The 17,703-nt window shown below is 60.3% G+C and carries 16 protein-coding genes; 6 read left to right on the top strand and 10 right to left on the bottom strand.

Going from position 1 to position 17,703, the window contains the following annotated elements:
• Positions 1-89: 89 nt before the first annotated feature.
• The 3 genes from JDW18_RS02860 to JDW18_RS02850 form a co-directional block, all read right to left on the bottom strand.
• A complete protein-coding gene (locus JDW18_RS02860) occupies positions 90-872 on the bottom strand; it encodes an enoyl-CoA hydratase/isomerase family protein (protein WP_218242247.1) in 783 nt (260 codons plus the stop codon).
• Positions 869-1,762, bottom strand: coding sequence for an alpha/beta hydrolase family protein (locus JDW18_RS02855; RefSeq protein WP_246610238.1), 894 nt, complete (start codon positions 1,760-1,762; stop codon positions 869-871). Before JDW18_RS02855 ends, JDW18_RS02860 begins: the two co-directional genes overlap by 4 nt.
• Positions 1,763-1,841: 79 nt before the next feature.
• A complete protein-coding gene (locus JDW18_RS02850; protein ID WP_218242245.1) occupies positions 1,842-3,449 on the bottom strand; it encodes a carboxyl transferase domain-containing protein in 1,608 nt (535 codons plus the stop codon).
• A gap of 164 nt (positions 3,450-3,613) precedes the next feature.
• On the opposite strand from JDW18_RS02850, the gene JDW18_RS02845 reads away from it, so the two are divergent.
• On the top strand, positions 3,614-5,341 hold the full coding sequence (locus JDW18_RS02845; protein ID WP_218242244.1) for a Na+/H+ antiporter: 1,728 nt from the start codon (positions 3,614-3,616) through the stop codon (positions 5,339-5,341).
• 105 nt (positions 5,342-5,446) lie between these two features.
• On the opposite strand, the gene JDW18_RS02840 is transcribed toward JDW18_RS02845, so the two are convergent.
• On the bottom strand, positions 5,447-7,153 hold the full coding sequence (locus JDW18_RS02840) for an AMP-binding protein (RefSeq protein ID WP_218242243.1): 1,707 nt from the start codon (positions 7,151-7,153) through the stop codon (positions 5,447-5,449).
• A 131-nt stretch (positions 7,154-7,284) separates the two neighbouring features.
• On the opposite strand from JDW18_RS02840, the gene JDW18_RS02835 reads away from it, so the two are divergent.
• On the top strand, positions 7,285-8,361 hold the full coding sequence (locus JDW18_RS02835) for an AraC family transcriptional regulator (protein ID WP_218242242.1): 1,077 nt from the start codon (positions 7,285-7,287) through the stop codon (positions 8,359-8,361).
• A gap of 17 nt (positions 8,362-8,378) precedes the next feature.
• Positions 8,379-9,074, top strand: a complete 696-nt coding sequence (locus JDW18_RS02830) for a DUF4336 domain-containing protein (protein WP_218242241.1) — start codon at positions 8,379-8,381, stop codon at positions 9,072-9,074.
• A 13-nt stretch (positions 9,075-9,087) separates the two neighbouring features.
• Here the strand turns inward: JDW18_RS02830 and JDW18_RS02825 are convergent, their stop codons facing one another.
• Both JDW18_RS02825 and JDW18_RS02820 read right to left on the bottom strand, forming a co-directional pair.
• Positions 9,088-9,813 (bottom strand): HAD family hydrolase, encoded by a 726-nt coding sequence (locus JDW18_RS02825; protein WP_218242240.1) that lies wholly within the window; start codon positions 9,811-9,813, stop codon positions 9,088-9,090.
• A gap of 124 nt (positions 9,814-9,937) precedes the next feature.
• Positions 9,938-10,348, bottom strand: a complete 411-nt coding sequence (locus JDW18_RS02820) for a YchJ family protein (protein ID WP_218242239.1) — start codon at positions 10,346-10,348, stop codon at positions 9,938-9,940.
• A gap of 244 nt (positions 10,349-10,592) precedes the next feature.
• Here JDW18_RS02820 and exaC point away from each other — a divergent pair, with 244 nt between their 5' ends.
• Positions 10,593-12,119, top strand: a complete 1,527-nt coding sequence (gene exaC / locus JDW18_RS02815; RefSeq protein ID WP_218242238.1) for an acetaldehyde dehydrogenase ExaC — start codon at positions 10,593-10,595, stop codon at positions 12,117-12,119.
• A 149-nt stretch (positions 12,120-12,268) separates the two neighbouring features.
• Here exaC and pedF read toward each other — a convergent pair whose 3' ends face one another.
• The gene (gene pedF / locus JDW18_RS02810; protein WP_218242237.1) at positions 12,269-12,760 is read right to left on the bottom strand and encodes a cytochrome c-550 PedF; all 492 of its coding nucleotides are present in this window, start codon (positions 12,758-12,760) and stop codon (positions 12,269-12,271) included.
• A gap of 44 nt (positions 12,761-12,804) precedes the next feature.
• Entirely contained in the window at positions 12,805-12,936 is a 132-nt protein-coding gene (locus tag JDW18_RS22735; RefSeq protein ID WP_281421596.1) for a hypothetical protein, read from the bottom strand.
• Positions 12,937-13,142: 206 nt separating this feature from the next.
• Between JDW18_RS22735 and JDW18_RS02805 the strand changes: the two genes are divergently transcribed.
• A complete protein-coding gene (locus JDW18_RS02805; RefSeq protein ID WP_218242236.1) occupies positions 13,143-15,173 on the top strand; it encodes a sigma-54-dependent Fis family transcriptional regulator in 2,031 nt (676 codons plus the stop codon).
• A 23-nt stretch (positions 15,174-15,196) separates the two neighbouring features.
• Positions 15,197-15,730, top strand: a complete 534-nt coding sequence (locus JDW18_RS02800) for a cytochrome b (protein ID WP_218242235.1) — start codon at positions 15,197-15,199, stop codon at positions 15,728-15,730.
• A 92-nt stretch (positions 15,731-15,822) separates the two neighbouring features.
• Here JDW18_RS02800 and JDW18_RS02795 read toward each other — a convergent pair whose 3' ends face one another.
• Together JDW18_RS02795 and JDW18_RS02790 are read right to left on the bottom strand one after the other, a co-directional pair.
• Positions 15,823-16,461, bottom strand: a complete 639-nt coding sequence (locus tag JDW18_RS02795) for a response regulator (protein ID WP_218242234.1) — start codon at positions 16,459-16,461, stop codon at positions 15,823-15,825.
• On the bottom strand, positions 16,439-17,668 hold the full coding sequence (locus JDW18_RS02790; RefSeq protein ID WP_218242233.1) for a sensor histidine kinase: 1,230 nt from the start codon (positions 17,666-17,668) through the stop codon (positions 16,439-16,441). The genes JDW18_RS02795 and JDW18_RS02790 overlap by 23 nt, the downstream gene beginning before the upstream one ends.
• Between the last annotated feature and the right edge of the window lie 35 nt (positions 17,669-17,703).

Here is a 17,703-nt window from a genome sequence, read left to right as displayed (position 1 = left end):
TCCTTGTCTGCGTGCCGAGTGGCTATGGGGCGCACTCTAAAGCGTCACAGGCCCAGGATTTGTCAGTTCAGCTCTGTTTCGTCCTGTCTTCAACCGGGAAGCCAGTTGGGTTTGCGTTTGTTGAGGAAGGCCTGCACACCTTCCTTGCCCTCGCTGCTGGCGCGGATGGTGGCAATCTGCTCCACCGTCGCAGCCACCAGCTGTTCGTTGATTTCGCGCTCAGCCACATCCAGCACCAGACGCTTGCAGGCACGCACTGCCGCAGGCCCGGCGCTGAGCAGATGCTTGAGCCAGCCGTCCACCACCGCGTCCAGCTGCTCGGCCTCTACCACCTCATGCACATAGCCGATGCGCAGTGCCTCCTGCGCGGAAAAGCGCTCACCCGTCAGAAAGTAGCGATGCGAAGCCCGTGCGCCCATGGCGCGAATCACGTAGGGGCTGATGGTGGCGGGAATCAGGCCAATCTTGACTTCGCTCAGGCAAAAGCCTGCGGTATCCACAGCCACTGCCATATCGCAGCAGGCCACCAGCCCCATGCCGCCGGCATACACATCGCCTTGCACCCGCGCGATGGTGGGCTTGGGGCATTCGTAGATGACGCGCAGCATTTCGGCCAGCAGGCCTGCATCCACGCGATTCTCGTCGCGGGAGTAATCGGCCATGCGGCGCATCCAGTTCAGATTGGCACCTGCGCAGAAAGCCGGGCCTTCAGCGGCCAGCACGATGGCGCGCACGTCCGGGCGGTCACCGGCGTTGCGAAAGGCGGCAGTCAGCTCGGCAATCACTTCATCGCTGAAGGCGTTGCGAATCTCGGGCTGGGTCAGCGTGATGCGGGCAATGCCGCCATTCACGGTCAATGTCAAAGCAGTCATGATTTGTCTCCCTTTATGCCTTGTGTGTCTTGCTCGGCCCCAGGCGTTTGGGCTTTCAGAAAATCCTGCACATCCGACAGCCAGAAATTGATGTTGGAAGTCTTATCAAAATAGCCATGGCCGCCATCACGGGCCGCATTGGCAGGCGTGACGAAGTGAAGTTCCAGCGCTGGCTCATCGCCCACCTGCTGGTAGCGCTTGAACATCTTTTCGACCAGCGCAGGGCGAAAGTAGCTATCGTTTTTCGCGTAAATCCACAGCATGGGCACGTCGGTGGTGCTGGCAAAGTCGGTGATGGTTTTCAAAAACACCGCCTCATTGCAGATGGTCTTCTTCGCACGCATCTTCGGCTGTGCGCCGCGACCACCGGCAAAGCTGATGACACCACGCAGCCCCACTGGCCGCTGAGCCGCCAGCGCCAGCGATGCAAAGCCACCGGCAGACTTGCCCATCAGCACCACATTGCCGCTGTCCACAAAAGGCAGCGACTGACCGTAGCGCATGATGGCTTCCACATCGCGTGCGGCCTCCTCTGCAGCACGCTGATAGTTGGGCGCACTGCAGCTGCCATAGCGGTCCGCCAGCGGGCCGTCTGATGCGCCATAGCCACGGCGCAGCCCTGTCACCACCACATAGCCCAGAGCCGCAATCGCCCTGGCCTGCGGCCCGTACCCATCGGTCAGCGCTTCACGCGCCTCCTGACCTGCGGGCGTGCCGTGGCTAAGCACCACCAGCCCCCACTTGCCATCGCCCGGCGGGCGGTACACTTGCCCCACCAGATTGGCCGTATGCGCAGCCTCTGTAGCGCTTGCAGGCACGGATACAGGAATGCTGGCACCCATCTGCAGCACATCTGCCGGTTTTGCGGCCTGCGCTGCCTGCATCGCCATAGGTAGCGCCAGCCCTGCACAAAGCAGAACTTGCAGCGAATACCAAGAGATGCGGCGCAGCATGGGGGGCCCTGATCGATTACATGCGGAACACACCAAACTTGGTGTCTTCAATTGGTGCATTACGCGTGGCCGACAGGCCCAGCGCCAGCACGCGGCGCGTGTCAGCGGGGTCGATCACACCGTCATCCCACAGGCGGGCTGTGGCGTAGTAAGGGTGGCCCTGGTCTTCGTACTGCTGGCGAATCGGGGCTTTGAAGGCTTCTTCTTCATCCGCACTCCAGTTGCCGCCCTTGGCTTCAATGCCATCGCGCTTGACGGTGGCCAGCACACTGGCCGCCTGCTCGCCGCCCATCACGCTGATGCGTGCGTTGGGCCACATCCACAGAAAGCGTGGCGAGTAGGCGCGGCCACACATGCCGTAGTTGCCCGCGCCAAAGCTGCCACCAATGATGATGGTGAACTTGGGCACTGCTGCCGTGGCCACTGCCGTCACCAGCTTGGCGCCATGGCGTGCGATGCCTTCGTTTTCGTACTTGCGTCCCACCATGAAGCCGGTGATGTTCTGCAAAAACACCAGCGGCACTTTGCGCTGGCAGCACAGCTCGATAAAGTGCGCACCCTTGACGGCAGATTCGCTGAACAGAATGCCGTTGTTGGCGATGATGCCCACCTGCATGCCTTCGATGCGTGCAAAGCCGCAGACCAGCGTGTTGCCAAAGCGGGCCTTGAACTCGTCGAACTCGCTGCCATCCACCACACGCGCAATGATTTCGCGCACGTCGAAGGGCTTGCGGGTATCGACAGGAATCACGCCATACAGCTCTTTGCTCTCAAAAAGAGGAGCTGCAGGCGCATGATCTGCCTTGTTTTCAGCCTTGTATTTATTCAGATTGGCTACGGACTGGCGGGCCAGCGCTATCGCATGCAAATCGTTTTCTGCCAGATGGTCAGCCACACCCGACAGGCGCGTGTGCACATCGCCGCCGCCCAGATCTTCGGCGCTGACGACCTCACCTGTAGCAGCCTTGACCAGCGGGGGGCCACCCAGAAAGATGGTGCCCTGGTTCTTGACGATGATGGACTCATCGCTCATCGCAGGCACATAGGCGCCACCTGCCGTGCACGAGCCCATGACCACGGCAATCTGCGCAATGCCGCGCGCGCTCATATTGGCCTGATTGAAGAAGATGCGGCCAAAGTGCTCGCGGTCAGGGAAGACATCATCCTGATTGGGCAGATTGGCACCGCCCGAATCCACCAGATAAATGCAGGGCAGCTGGTTTTGCGCCGCCACTTCCTGCGCGCGCAAATGCTTTTTCACCGTCATCGGGTAGTAGGTGCCGCCCTTCACGGTGGCGTCGTTGCAGACGATCATGCAGTCCACGCCGCTGACGCGGCCCACGCCTGCAATCACGCCTGCGCCCGGTGCATCGTTGTTGTACATATTGAGGGCTGCCAGCGGCGACAGCTCCAGAAATGGCGAGCCGGGGTCCAGCAGGCGCTGCACGCGCTCACGCGGCAGCAGCTTGCCGCGTGCCACATGCTTGGCCCGCGCGGCTTCGTTGCCACCCAGCGCCGCCTGATCGCAGCGCGCATGCAGATCGTCCACCACGGCCTGCATGGCGGCAGCGTTGGCCAGAAATTCCGCCGAACGCGGATTCAGTTGTGTGCCCAGAATGCTCATTGCTCACCTCTAAAAATAGTTGTCCCCTGAGCCGCTTCGCGCTCAAGGTGCGCTGACTTCACGAAGGGTGGCGTGGTGCCAACCGTTGATAACTGATATGCGAACTTGGTTTTTTTCTTGCCCAGACACAGTACAGAAACTGCAGTTGAAGAAAATGCACCCATATGCACGCTGTTGAAACTGTTCTGCTGGTCCTGCTCCTTGGCGCATTGACCGGCATCGTGGCCCGTTACATACGGGCCATTCCCCTGCCCTTGATCCAAATTGCGCTGGGTGCGCTGATCGCCTGGCCACAGGCCGGTTTGCACATCGCATTTGACCCAGAACTGTTTCTGCTGCTCTTCATTCCGCCACTGCTGTTTGCCGACGGCTGGCGCATTCCCAAGCGCGAGTTCTTTGCCCTGGCCAAGCCTATCTTGCTGCTGGCTCTGGGACTGGTGCTGTTCACCGTGCTGGGGCTTGGCTATCTGATTAACTGGATGATTCCAGAGATTCCCCTGACCGTCGCCTTCGCGCTGGCCGCCGTGATCTCGCCCACCGATGCCGTGGCCGTTTCGGCCATTACGCGCAATCTGGGCATGCCCGAAAAGACCATGCATGTGCTGGAAGGCGAGTCGCTGCTCAACGACGCATCGGGCCTGGTGGCCCTGAAATTTGCGATTGCCGCCACGCTGACCGGCATGTTTTCCTGGGGTGAAGTCGCCAAGGAATTTACCTGGATGGCCGTGGGCGGCCTGGGCGTGGGCGCTGCGATTGGCTGGGGTTTCAGCCATGCACGCGGCACCATCACGCGCCGCCTGGGCGATGTTGCCGCCACACAGATGGTGCTGCTGCTGGTGCTGCTGCCCTTCGCGGCCTACATCGTGGGTGAAAAGATTGGCGTCTCCGGCATTCTGGCTGCGGTGGCCGCAGGTATTGCCACCAACTTTGCCGATCTGGAACGCAGCAGCTACATCAGCGAACGCATGCAGACTGCGGGCACCTGGAGCATGGTGGAAGCGGCCTTCAACGGCGCCATCTTCCTGCTGCTGGGGCTGCAACTGCCCTCCATCATCGGCGTGCCCCTGCATCAGGCGGGCCACGACTGGTGGATTCTGGTGGGCTATGTGGCCGTCATCTCGGTGGCACTGCTGCTGATGCGCTGGATCTGGCTGGTGCTGGGTGTGCACGGATCGCTGCTGCGTGCCCACCGACAGGGCAAGATGAGCGAGCGCCCCTCGGCCCTGCTGAACCTGGCCACCACACTGGCCGGCATTCGCGGCGCCGTGACGCTGGCTGGTGCGCTGTCCGTGCCCATGCTGCTGAACAACGGCCAGCCCTTTCCAGCCCGCGACATGCTGATCTTTCTGGCCACGGGCACGATTTTGTTTACCCTGGTCATTGGCGCGGTGGGCCTGCCCATTGTGCTGCGCTACATTCCCGCGCACGCAGAATCGCCCACCGTGCGTGAGGAGCGACTGGCCCGCGAACAGGCCTGCATCGCAGCCATGACCAAGCTGACACTGAGCGAGGAAGAAATTGCGCAACGCGACCCGGAGTGGGTGGCCATGCGTCAGGAAGTCAACGGCCACCTGACCCAGGAATACCGCAACCGTATTCAGCTGCTGGATGACGGCAGCGGTGCAGCGCAGACCATTGAGTCTCTGCGCGAAGCGCCCGAAGTCGTGCGCCAGCGCAAGCTGCGCTATGTGCTGGAGATTGAAACGCGCATCGAGTGCATTCATGCCGAGCGCGACTTCTACTACGCCGAGCGGCAAGCCCACCGCATCAACGACGAATCGCTGCGCAGTCTGGTCAGCGAGCTGGACATGCAGGAAATTGCCATGCGCAAACGTCTGGTGGTGGCACGCAAGGCTGCGGGCCTGCCCGTGGCGGACGTTATGCACCCCTGACCCAACCCGCTCAGCGCCAGAGGCGCAGAGTAAGAGGCGCCTCGCGGCGAAGGCGCCGCTCCCTTGATGGGAAGGCGCGAAGCGGCTCAGGGGGGACTTCATCATTTATGCAGTCTTGATGACGCGCAGATCCAGCAACTCGATCATCTCGTCGCGGATCTTGAACTTCTGAATCTTGCCCGTCACCGTCATCGGGAAGGCTTGCACAAAGCGGATGTAGCGCGGCACCTTGTAGTGGGCAATCTGGCCCTTGCAGAAGTCGCGCACGTCTTCTTCGCTCAGCGTCTGACCGGGCTTGACGATGACCCAGGCGCACAGCTCCTCGCCATAGCGCACATCGGGCACGCCCACCACCTGCACATCCTGCACCTGGGGGTGGCGATAGAGAAATTCTTCGACTTCACGGGGGTAGATGTTCTCGCCGCCGCGAATCACCATGTCCTTGCTGCGGCCCACGATGTTCACATAGCCTTCGGCATCCATGGTGGCCAGATCGCCGGTATGCATCCACTGCTCGGCGTCAATGGCTTCGCGGGTCTTGACCTCATCGCCCCAGTAGCCGTGCATGACCGAATAGCCACGCGTGCACAACTCGCCCGAGACGCCAGGGGCCACGGTCTCGCCCGTGGTGGGGTCGATGATCTTCACCTCAAGATGGGGCTGCACCTTGCCCACCGTCGCCACGCGCTTTTCCAGCGGTGTTTCGTTATCGCTCTGGCAGCTGACGGGGCTGGTTTCCGTCATGCCATAGGCAATGGTGATTTCGGACAGATGCATATCGCGCACCACACGCTTCATCACCTCGATGGGGCAAGGCGAGCCCGCCATGATGCCGGTGCGCAATGTGGACAGATCAAACTCCGCAAAACGCGGGTGATCCAGCTCGGCAATAAACATGGTGGGCACACCATGCAAGCCGGTGCATTTTTCGGCCTGTACCGTCTCCAGCACCGTGATGGGGTCGAAGCCATCATTGGGATAGACGATGGTGGAGCCGTGCGTGAAGCAGGCCAGATTGCCCAGCACCATGCCAAAGCAGTGGTACAGCGGCACGGGAATGCACAGGCGGTCTTCAGGCGTCAGGCGCATGCATTCGCCGATGAAAAAGCCGTTGTTCAGAATATTGCGGTGGGTCAGCGTCGCACCCTTTGGGAAGCCCGTGGTGCCGCTGGTGAACTGGATGTTGATGGGGTCGGTGTTCTTCAGCGTGGCAGCAATGGTATTAATGCGCTCATCCCCAGATGTTCCCTGCGCCAGCAGCTGCGAAAAACGGAGCATTCCGGGCTCATCCTGCCCTTGCCCAGCCACATCAATCCACACCACGGTGCGCAGCTCTGGCAGCTTCGCGGCCTTGAGCTGGCCTGGGGCGCAGCTGGCCAGCTCAGGGGCCAGTTCACGCAGCATGCCCAGATAGTCGCTGGTCTTGAACTGCGGCATGCTCACCAGCGCCTTGCAGCCCACCTTGTTCAGTGCATATTCCACTTCCGAGGTGCGATACGCCGGGTTGATATTCACCAGCACCAGACCGACCTGCGCCGTGGCCAGTTGCATCAGCACCCATTCGGCGTTGTTGTGGCTCCAGATCCCTACGCGATCGCCCTTGACCAGGCCCAGCCCCAGCAGCGCACTGGCCAGCCGGCGCGTGGCGGCATGCAGTTCGGCATAGCTATAGCGCAAGCCCTGGTGGCGGCTGACCAGCGCATCGCGGCCGCCCTGGCGCTGGGCCATATCCGCAAAAAAATCGCCTATCGTCTGCTCGATCAGCGGAATATCCGTGCGCCCCTTGGCGTAGCTGGCCGTCAATGCGTTCATGGTGCTTTGTCTCCGTGCACTCGCGCCCCCATGGTGATGGCTGCGCGACTTCAATTCAGTACCTTTTCTGCGCCTCAGAATAAGGGCAAGCCCTGTCCAGAAGAAGTCACATAGGTTGCAATAATTGCCAAATGCTCACCCCTTCTCTGGTCAAGACGCCACTGCCACACCATGCCAGCTCTGTGCTCAAGTCGCACCCGGCAATTACCCCCATGGCCTTTGTAAACGCCATCATTCACGCCTATGAAGCGCGGCAGATGTCACCATTGGTTGCACTGGAAAAGGCACAAATACCGCCAGAGCTGGTCAGCCATGCTGATGAGTGCATTACCGCCTTGCAGATGGAAGCCCTGTCGGATGCCGCCATGCGCGAGCTGGACGATGAAGCCCTGGGCTGGTTTGAACGCCGCCTGCCCTGGGGCAGCTATGGAATGCTGGCCCGTGCCAGCATCAGTGCGCCGCATCTGGGGCTGGCTCTGGCACGCTGGTGCCGCCACCACGGCCTGATTGCGCCCGACATTGAACTGAGCCTGAGCGAGCAGGCCGGTGTTGCCACGCTGACGCTGCATGAGCGCCGCCCGCTAGGCGCCATGCACGAGTTTTGTCTGATTTCCGTGCTGCGCAATATTCACGGCTTTGCCAGCTGGCTGGTGAACGAGCCCATTGCCTTGCTGCACGCAGGCTTCCCATTTGCGGCGCCGCAGCATACCGGGGTGTATCAGGTGCTGTTTTCCCCGGTCAATCTGCAGTTCGATACACCCGTGGCCAGCCTTCAGTTCGAGGCACGCTGGCTGCAAGCCCCGCTGGCACGCGATGAGGCTGCACTCAACCGCATGCTGCAGCGCGCCTTGCCGATTCAGGTGCGCCCCTATCAGCGCGAGAAAACGCTGGTGCAGCGCGTGCGCCAGTTGCTGACTGCCAGCACCGAAGAGCAGCAGACGGCCGAAACGCTGTCGCGCCAACTGCATGTATCGCAGCGCAGCCTGCACCGCCAGCTCAAGGAAGAAGGCGCTTCGCTGCAGGCGCTCAAGGATGAAATACGGCGCGAGCGTGCCATTGCCCTGCTGCTGCGCACCAGCCGCCCCATCAAGCGCGTGGCGCAGGCCTGCGGCTTTCTCAATGACAAGAGCTTTATTCGCGCCTTCCGGCTGTGGACGGGGCTGTCACCGTCGGAATTTCGCAAGACGGCAGGCCAGCGGGCCGCCTGATTGCACCGGAGCATTCAATGCAGGAATCCACTGAAAAATGGCAGGCTATCGCAGACGGAGTCTGGGCTCTCAGCTATCAATTCAGCAATATGGGAATGCGCATCAGCACGCGCATGACCGTGATCCGGCTGGTTGACGGCAGTCTGTTCGCCCACTCTGCCGTGCCGCTGAGTCCGGCGCAAAAAGCCGCCTTGGACGAGTTGGGGCCGCTGCGCCATATCGTGGCGCCCAGCGCCATGCACCATATGTTTGTGCCGCCGCTGGCCCAGCTTTATCCACAGGCTCAGCTTTATGGCACGTCTGGCGTGCTGGCCAAGCACCCGGAGCTGCCGCAGATGCAGCGCATTCCGCCCGATGATGTCGCGCCCTGGGCTGGCCAGCTGCAGTGCCTGCCCGTCAAAGGCATTCCCACACTCAATGAAACCCTCTGGTTCCACCCGGCCAGCGGCAGCCTGATTGCGACTGACCTGCTGCAATGCTGGCAAGGGCCGCTAAGCCTGCCTGTGCGCATGTATCTGGGCCTGACCGGCGGCCATGAACGCCTGACGGTGCCGCGCACCGTGCGCCTGCTGGTCAAGGACAAGGCCGCCGTGCAAGCCTGCGCACGGCAGATTGAAAGCCTGCCCGTGCAGCGCGTGATTTTGCTGCACAACAGCATTATTGACACCCAGCCAATGCAGCGCCTGCGAGAGGCGCTATCAATCTGGGATTAGTTCAGCCAGAGGTTTACTGAATTTCGTGCTCGTAGCCATCGCCTGCAATGGCTCTGGCGGCGCTTTTGCGCACGGCTTCGAACATGGCGGGCAGATCGCCCATATCGCCAAACACGCAGGCAGCGCCAGCTTCCAGCAGCTGTTCTGCCGAGGCATGCCCCTGATCTGCCGGGAAGTAGCCCCAGACGGTGGCACCCGCAGCCACACCGGCCTGCACGCCCGTCACCGTGTCTTCAATCACCAGGCACTTGGCCGGGTCTGCCTTGAGCGCGCTGGCTGCGGCCAGATACACATCAGGGAAAGGCTTGCTGCGCGACATTTCGTGGCCGCTGTAAACATGGCCTTCAAAGTAAGGTGCCATGCCTACCTTGGCCAGCTGCATCTCCACCTTGGCGCGGTCTGCGCCTGATGCGCAGGCAATGCGGCCCTGGCACATGGCGTGAATCTGCTTGACGGCTTCCAGCGCCCCATCAATGGCCACCAGCTCGGCCTGCAGTGCAGCATTGCGGCGCTCATAGAACTCGGCCATCCAGGCATCCGTCAGCGGCTTGCCGGTATGGGCTTCAATCACTGCCGCCTGGCTGCGCACCGTCTTGCCGATGAAATCACGCGTGCACTCTTCCTGGCTGATAGCCCAGCCGGATTCGTTGAGCATGGTGCACAGCACACGGTTGGTGATGGATTCGCTGTCTACCAGCACACCATCACAGTCGAAAAGCACAGCGTCAAAAGCAGTCATGAGGTCATCCGCATTGCAAAACGCGCAATGCAAAAGGCGCCAGAGGCGCCTTGGGTCAAAAACAATGGCCCGATTATGCGAGCTTGTCTGTTTTGGAGTTCAGTGAAAGGACACTCTGGCCCGCTCAGAACTGATCGCCATCCACATAAAGCCAGCGCCCAGCCTCACGCACAAACCGGCTGCGCTCATGCAGGCGCACGGCGCGGCCTGCAAGGCGGTAGCGGGCGACAAATTCGACCTCGGCACGGTCATCCCCCGTGGGCTTGAAATCCTTGACCTGCAGGCCCAGCCATTTGACGCCCTCATCAAAATCCAGTTGCAGTGGGCGCTGGCTTTCATGCCATGTCGCTTGCAGATAGCTGGCGTTCTCGCGCACAAAGGCGGTGTAGCGTGAACGCATCAGCGCCTCGGCATCCGGGGCGGGGCTTTCATCCCTGTGGTCGATATAGCGCCCGCAGCAGGCCCCGTAGGCAAACACACGGTTTTTGGTATCAGCACGCCCGCAGGGGCAGGGCGCAGAGGATTGGTCAGACATCACGACAACAGGCTTTGGGCAATTACAAGTTGCGCGAATTCTGCCTCAGTGCCACATGGCACAGGTGGCGCTGCTCCAAACCCATGCAGCAGTGCTGCAAACTGGTACAGCACGTCCCGCGCAGCAACAGGCTTTGGGCCCATCTTCCATAGAGCGCACCATGGGCGCGAATCTGGCACAAAGCTTGTATGTGCTGCTGCAGCCGGCACGGTGGCGCGCCGGTCTCATTCATAAGGAGACAAGCATGGACATGTTCGAACTCAAGCGTTTCAACCTCGATATCGCCTATCCCTACAAGCAGCAGTACGACAACTTCATTGGCGGCAAATGGGTACCACCAGTGGCGGGTCGCTATTTCGACAATGTCTCGCCCATCACCGGCAAGCCTTTCTGCCGCATTCCTCAGTCTGATGCCAATGACATCAACCTGGCTCTGGACGCTGCCCACGCCGCCCAGGAAAAATGGGGCAAGACGTCCGTGGCCGAGCGTTCCAGAATCCTGCTGAAGATCGCCGACCGCATGGAGCAGAACCTGGAGCTGCTGGCGATTGCCGAAACCATCGACAACGGCAAGCCGCTGCGCGAGACCATGGCCGCCGACCTGCCTCTGGCCATTGACCATTTCCGCTACTTTGCGGGCTGCCTGCGTGCGCAGGAAGGCGCCATCTCCGAAATCGACGAAAAGACCGTGGCCTACCACTTCCACGAGCCTATCGGCGTGGTCGGCCAGATCATTCCCTGGAACTTCCCGCTGCTGATGGCGGCCTGGAAGTTGCCACCGGCCCTGGCCGCTGGCTGCTGCGTGGTGCTCAAGCCAGCCGAGCAGACTCCCGCCTCCATCATGGTGCTGATGGAGCTGATTGCCGACCTGCTGCCACCGGGCGTGCTCAACGTGGTCAACGGCTTTGGCCGCGAGGCAGGCGAAGCGCTCGCGACCAGCAAGCGCATTACCAAGATTGCCTTTACCGGCTCCACCGCCGTGGGCCAGCGCATTCTGCGTGCCGCTGCCGACAACCTGATCCCCTCCACCATCGAACTGGGCGGCAAGAGCCCCAACATCTTCTTTGCCGATGTGATGGATGCCGATGACGAGTTCCTGGACAAGGCGCTGGAAGGCCTGTCCATGTTTGCGCTGAACCAGGGTGAGGTCTGCACCTGCCCCTCGCGCATTCTGGTGCAGGAGTCCATCTACGAGAAGTTCATGGAAAAAGCCGTCAAGCGCGTGCAGGCCATGAAGCAGGGTCACCCGCTGGACAAGTCCACCATGGTCGGCGCGCAAGTGTCCAACCAGCAGCTGGAGCGCATCCTCGGCTACATCGACATCGGCCGTCAGGAAGGCGCACAGTGCCTGACCGGTGGCGAGCGCCACCGTCTGGGCGGTGACATCAACGACGGTTTCTTCATCAAGCCCACGCTGCTGTACGGCAAAAACGATATGCGCGTGTTCCAGGAAGAAATCTTCGGCCCCGTCGCTTCCGTCACCACCTTCAAGAACGCAGAAGACGCCATCCGCATTGCCAACGACAGCGAATACGGTCTGGGCGCCGGTGTCTGGACGCGTAACGGCACACAGGCCTATGAAATGGGCCGCGCCATCCAGGCAGGCCGCGTGTGGACCAACTGCTACCACCTGTACCCTGCACACGCCACCTTCGGCGGCTACAAAAAGTCCGGTATCGGCCGTGAAACCCACAAGGTCGCGCTGAACAACTACCAGCAGACCAAGAACCTGCTGGTCAGCTACAACCCCAAGGCCATGGGCTTCTTCTAAACCCCGGTCTTTCCTCTCAAAAGCACGCGGCATTCCAGCCGCGTGCTTTTTTCATGTCTGCACAAAAAATGCTGCGCATAAGCCCCGGTCTGTTCAACACACAAAAAAAGGCCGCCCAAAGGACGGCCCGAAAACGCTGAATCTCTGTTTTATGGCTCGCGTCGCGACTCCAGATAGGTGCGAATGGCCCAGACAGCTTCCTGCGAGAGCACATCATCAAACGGCGGCATGTACACGCGCCCATCGCGCACGCGACCACGGCGCACGGTAGCAGCGTAGTAGTCATCCATTTCCTTGTAGCAGGCAGACTTCTTGGCCTCATCTGCCAGACTGCGGCAGTCGTCGTCAAACTTGCGCAGATCCGGCGCAATCCCACCGGAAAGTGCCTCCAGCCCATGGCAGCGCGCGCAGTTCTGGTTATAGGCGGACGAGCCAATGCGAAGCGCTTCCTTATGCCCCTCCCCCTTGGAATAGGGGTTGCTCTCCCGCCACTTGGTTCCCAGCTGGGGCAGTGTGCTGGTATCAACCGCCTGAGGAACCACATCGCCGTGCGCCATGGCAGCGGTGGCACCTGCAGCCATGGCAAGCGCAACAAGGCCTTGCAGCCCCTTTTGAGTCAGTTTGGATAAGGCTTGCTTCATCAGATTTGTCTCCTGTTTGAAAATTTTGGTGAGTGCAAAACCTTTCATGCAAATTGCGCGCCATTTACACGCCAGCCATCTGAATTTTTCAGGCACTGTCCCAAAACAGAACAATCCGGACGGCATTTCTCTTTTTTCACGACCTGATCTTCATCAAACCCCGTCATGTGTTCCATGCTGGAGCAGTGCAGCTGCGTGCCTAGCACAGCCTCTCTCTGGCGCACTTACAAACGGGGTCGGGGATATCCATGTTGTTGTCAGCAACAGGTTTTTAGACAATTTCAATCCACAGGTTCAGACATAACAGCCCCCAAAAGCAGGGGCAATGCGAGAGCGTCACGCCTCTCGCATCAAAGAGAGGGGCGCAGCCTCAGGAGACAAGATGCGTACAGATACTTTGAGCCGTACCCACGAATCTCGGCAGGTCGCAGCAGAGCTGATGGCATCGTCCGAGCGCTATACGCAGGTCATCGACAAGTCGCATCGCCGCTCGCAAGCCTATGGCGTGGCCATTCACGAGACGCCCGACTACAGCGGAATGGCCAAGACCCATTTCAACGATGTACTGGATGAAAGCCGCTTCTTGTTCCAGCACGCAGCGCCTGTCATGGAGACGCTGTACGAACAGATTGCCAACACCCACAGCATGGTGCTTCTGACCTCTTCCAAAGGGCTGATACTGCACACCCTGGGAGATAACGACTTTCTCGAAAAAGCATCGCGGGTTGCCTTGATGCCCGGCATTGACTGGTCTGAGAAAACCAAAGGCACCAACGCCATCGGAACCGCACTGAGCGAAGAAGAGCCGCTGACGGTGCATGGCAGCCAGCACTACATGAATGCCAACAAGGCACTGACCTGCTCATGCGCGCCCATCATCGACCCCTACGGCCAGGTGATTGGCGCGCTGGACGTGACAGGAGATCACCGCAGCTACCACCAGCACACGCTGGCACTGGTGCGCATGTCTGCGCAGATGATTGAAAACCATATGTTCACAGACAGCTTTCCCAAAGCTGTCCGCGTTCATTTCCACTCGCGCTCGGAGTTCCTGGGCACTCTGGTCGAAGGCATTGCCGTCTTCACTCCTGAAGGGCGCTTTATCTCTGCCAACCGCAGCGCTCAGTTCCAGCTGGGTCTGTCGGTCAACGCACTGAAAGCGCACACGTTTTCTTCGCTGTTTGACCTGCCTCTGTCCACCCTGATGGAGAGCTTTCGCAGCGCAACCCCTACGCCTCGCCAGATGTGCATGCACAACGGGGTTTCCGTCTGGTGCCGCGCAGAAATCAAGGCCAGCAATATCTGGACTCATCCCGTACTCCCGGACATTGCCCCCTCGGTCACCACAACGCCCCCTGTTGCGTCAGCCTCCCGCCCTGCAGCACCACAAAAGCAGCGTCCTTTTTCGCTGACCCATCTGGACACGGGCGATGCACAGGTATCGGCCATTGTTCACAAGCTGCGCAAAGTCACCGACCGCGATATCCCCGTCATGATTCTGGGCGAGACCGGAACCGGCAAAGACCTGCTGGCCCAGGCAATCCACAACGATTCCGCCCGCGCTGGCCAGCCCTTCATCCCGCTCAACTGCGCATCCATCCCCGATACGCTGATCGAAGCCGAACTGTTCGGCTATGAAGACGGCGCATTTACCGGTGCCAAGAAAAAAGGCTCTCCCGGGAAAATTCTGCAGGCCAACGGAGGCACGCTGTTTCTCGACGAAATTGGAGACATGCCCAAACACCTCCAGGCCCGCCTGCTGCGCGTGCTGCAAGAGCGCAAAGTCTGCCCTCTGGGGGCAGGCAAAGAGGTGGACGTGGATGTCACCGTCATTTGCGCCACCCATAAAAACCTCAAGGACATGATGGGGCGCGGCGAATTCCGCGAAGACCTTTACTACCGGCTCAACGGTCTGGTGGTGCGCCTGCCAGCGCTGCGCGAACGCACGGACTTTGAATCGGTGGTCAAAAACCTCATGCGCCTGCTGGCGCAAGACCGTCAGACCATTGGTATCTCTGACCAGGTCATGCACCTGCTTCAGGGCTATCACTGGCCGGGCAATGTACGACAGTTGCACAACCTGCTGCGCACGGCCATGGTCATGGTGGATGACGACGGAAATATCGAAGTCGAGCACCTGCCCGACGATTTTCTGGAAGAGATGAACACCCCAAGGCCTGCCTATGCTGCAGCTGCCACGCCCGTACCAGTCGCTACAGAACCAGGCGCTTTGCCCAGCGCCGAAGACACTGGCCCCGACGGTCAGCGCTTGCAGGATGTGACACTCAATGCCATGGCACAGATGTTGCGTACACACAAAGGAAATGTGTCGGCAGCAGCCAAGGCGCTCGGCGTCTCACGCAACACCATCTACCGTAAAAAAGGTCTGCTGCCGCCCAACTTTCTTGATTGATGGTTGCGGTCGCAGGAGGCCTGGTGAAACTTGAAGCAGCAAAGTACGACAGACTCTCGGTAACACTTCACTGGCTGATGGCTATTTTGCTGATCTTCCAGCTGGCACTGGGCCTTTGGATGCTGGACCTTCCCAAAGGCCCCTCTGGCATGCGCGCCTACTGGTTCAATATTCACAAGTCCTGCGGCATGCTGCTTGGCATGCTGATTCTTGTGCGCGCAATCTGGGCTTGCCTGCGGCCCCGGGTGAAACCTGCCCCCGCTGTCATTGTGATGCGCAGGCTTGCTGCAGCCAGCCACGGCCTGCTGTATGCGCTGATGCTGATCCTGCCGCTTTCCGGCTTTTTGGGATCGGTCTTCTCGGGCTACCCCATTCGTTTTTTTGGCCTGCGCTTGCCGCAACTGGCCCAGCGCTGGGATGAAGGCAAAGAATGGCTAAGCCTGCTGCATCACTGGGCAGCTTACGCACTCATCATGCTTGTTACCCTGCATCTGCTCGCCTTTCTGCATCACCAGTTCATCCTGAAAGATGCTCTGGTTCGCCGCATGCGTTACTGAACGGCACACACCGGTGTTGCGGATTGCAGCACCTGCTCTCCCCTCATGCGTTCCGGGTCTGCTCTCAAAAATAGGAGCACAGACCCTTTTCTCTACACCGCATGCAAGTCCACCAGACCGTGGCGAACCGCCAGCCTCAGCAGTTTGAAATCGCTATCGGTTTCCAGCTTCTGGCGCACCATGGAAAGATGATTCAACACCGTCTTGGGGCTCAGGTGCATGCAGCTTGCAATCTGCCGGGTTTCCTCGCCTGAGGCCACCATGCGCAGAACTTCAAATTCGCGCGGCGTAAGGCGGTTGAGCATTTGCTCTTGATCCAGACTGGCTTCGGCCAGCACCTGGGCCACATCGGGCGACAGGACTCTGCGCCCCCGCGCCACCGTGCGAATGGCATCCAGCAGATCTCCGGGTTCGCTGCTCTTGGTGAGGTAGCCCAGCGCACCTGCACGCATGGCCTGCGTGACGATGCCGGGGTTGTCATGCATGGAAAGCACCAGAACCTTGGCGCTGATGTCCCGGGTGACAATCCGCCGGATCGCATCAATGCCACTGGTTCCGCGCAGGCTGATATCCACCACGGCCAGGTCAATGTGCTGCTGTTGCAGCAGCGCATAAGCCTCAGCGGCCGTAGCAGCCTCCGCCACCACCTGCATGTCTGGCTCGGCGTCGATCAGGCGCCTGTATCCGGTGCGAACCACCGCATGATCATCAAGCAACAGCACATTGAGCATTGGACAGGTCTCCTTCATTCTTTTTACCGAGCACGGGCAAACTCAGATACACGCAGATGCCCCCCAGAACGGACGCATTGAACTCACAGCTTCCGCCGCCTGCCCGCGCCCTTTCCTGCATGCCAGTCACACCACCACGGGCCATGCTGCGTACATCAAGCTCGTGACCGCATCCATCGTCATCAATGCGCATCCAGAGCCTGTGTTCATCGTGCTCAATCACCAGACGCACAACTCGTGCCTGCGCATGTTTGAGCACATTGGTCAGTGCTTCCTGCAAGGTGCGATAGAGGGCCAGCGCCGCCGCATCTGACAGCAGGGGCAGGCTTGATGGCATCTGCACCTGCAGCTGCACACCCTCGGCATGCAGACGGCTGTTGTTGACCTGATCCTGCAAGGCCTGCTTCAGGCCCGAGCCTTGCAGCCCCTGAGGCCGCAGCGATCTCAGCATGCCTCTGACCTGCTGCGCCATGGAGGCCGCGGCAATCCGGATATCCCTGCCGCACTCCGCCAGCAGCTCCGCATTGCCGTTCGCAGCATGGCGCTCCACAAACGCAGCAGCCGTGCTGACAGCCGTCAGGTTCTGACCAAATTCGTCGTGCAGCTCTCTGGCCAGAAAGCTGCGTTCCTCGTCCTGCAATTGCAGCAGGCGCTGCCCCAGTTGCTGCACGCTGGCCCTGGACTGGCGCAGCGTCACCGTAATGTTCCTGAGTTCATTGCGCATGCGGCGACTGGCGACGCTGAAGATAAGAGTCACGCTGACGCACATCAGCAAAAACAAGGCAAGCTGATACATCAGCAGCTTGTGCAGCAAGGCCTGCTGCCCTGCATGGTGCAGATACACAAGCAGGCTGCTTCCGCCCTGGTTCAGCGGCAGTCTGAAAGTGTGCCCTTCTGGTGACAGCGCCAGTGCAGACCCTGCTCCGGAACTGAGCAGTGTTCGCTCCATATCTGAACGCTCCAGATACACAGACGCATTGGCCATTTCCACATCGGCCATCAGTGCAGTCACCGTTTCTGCATTCACGGCCTCGCCGCTCATCCGCAGTTCAGACGCCATCAGCAACAGCTCTACCAGTTGCTCTGAGGTGCGTGCACTGTCCTGCGCCAGCTGCCGCCAGTGCGCCACACCGCCTGTAAAAGCCATCAGCAACCAGATGACGCATGCGCCTGTCAGGTACTGAACGAGGCGTGTTTTCGACTGCATCGCGTGACCTCCTCAAGATGCGATAGCAGTGCTGA

The organism is Comamonas fluminis (genome assembly GCF_019186805.1).
GTDB classification, from domain to species: domain Bacteria; phylum Pseudomonadota; class Gammaproteobacteria; order Burkholderiales; family Burkholderiaceae_C; genus Comamonas; species Comamonas fluminis.
This window is presented reverse-complemented; position numbering and strand designations above follow the sequence as displayed.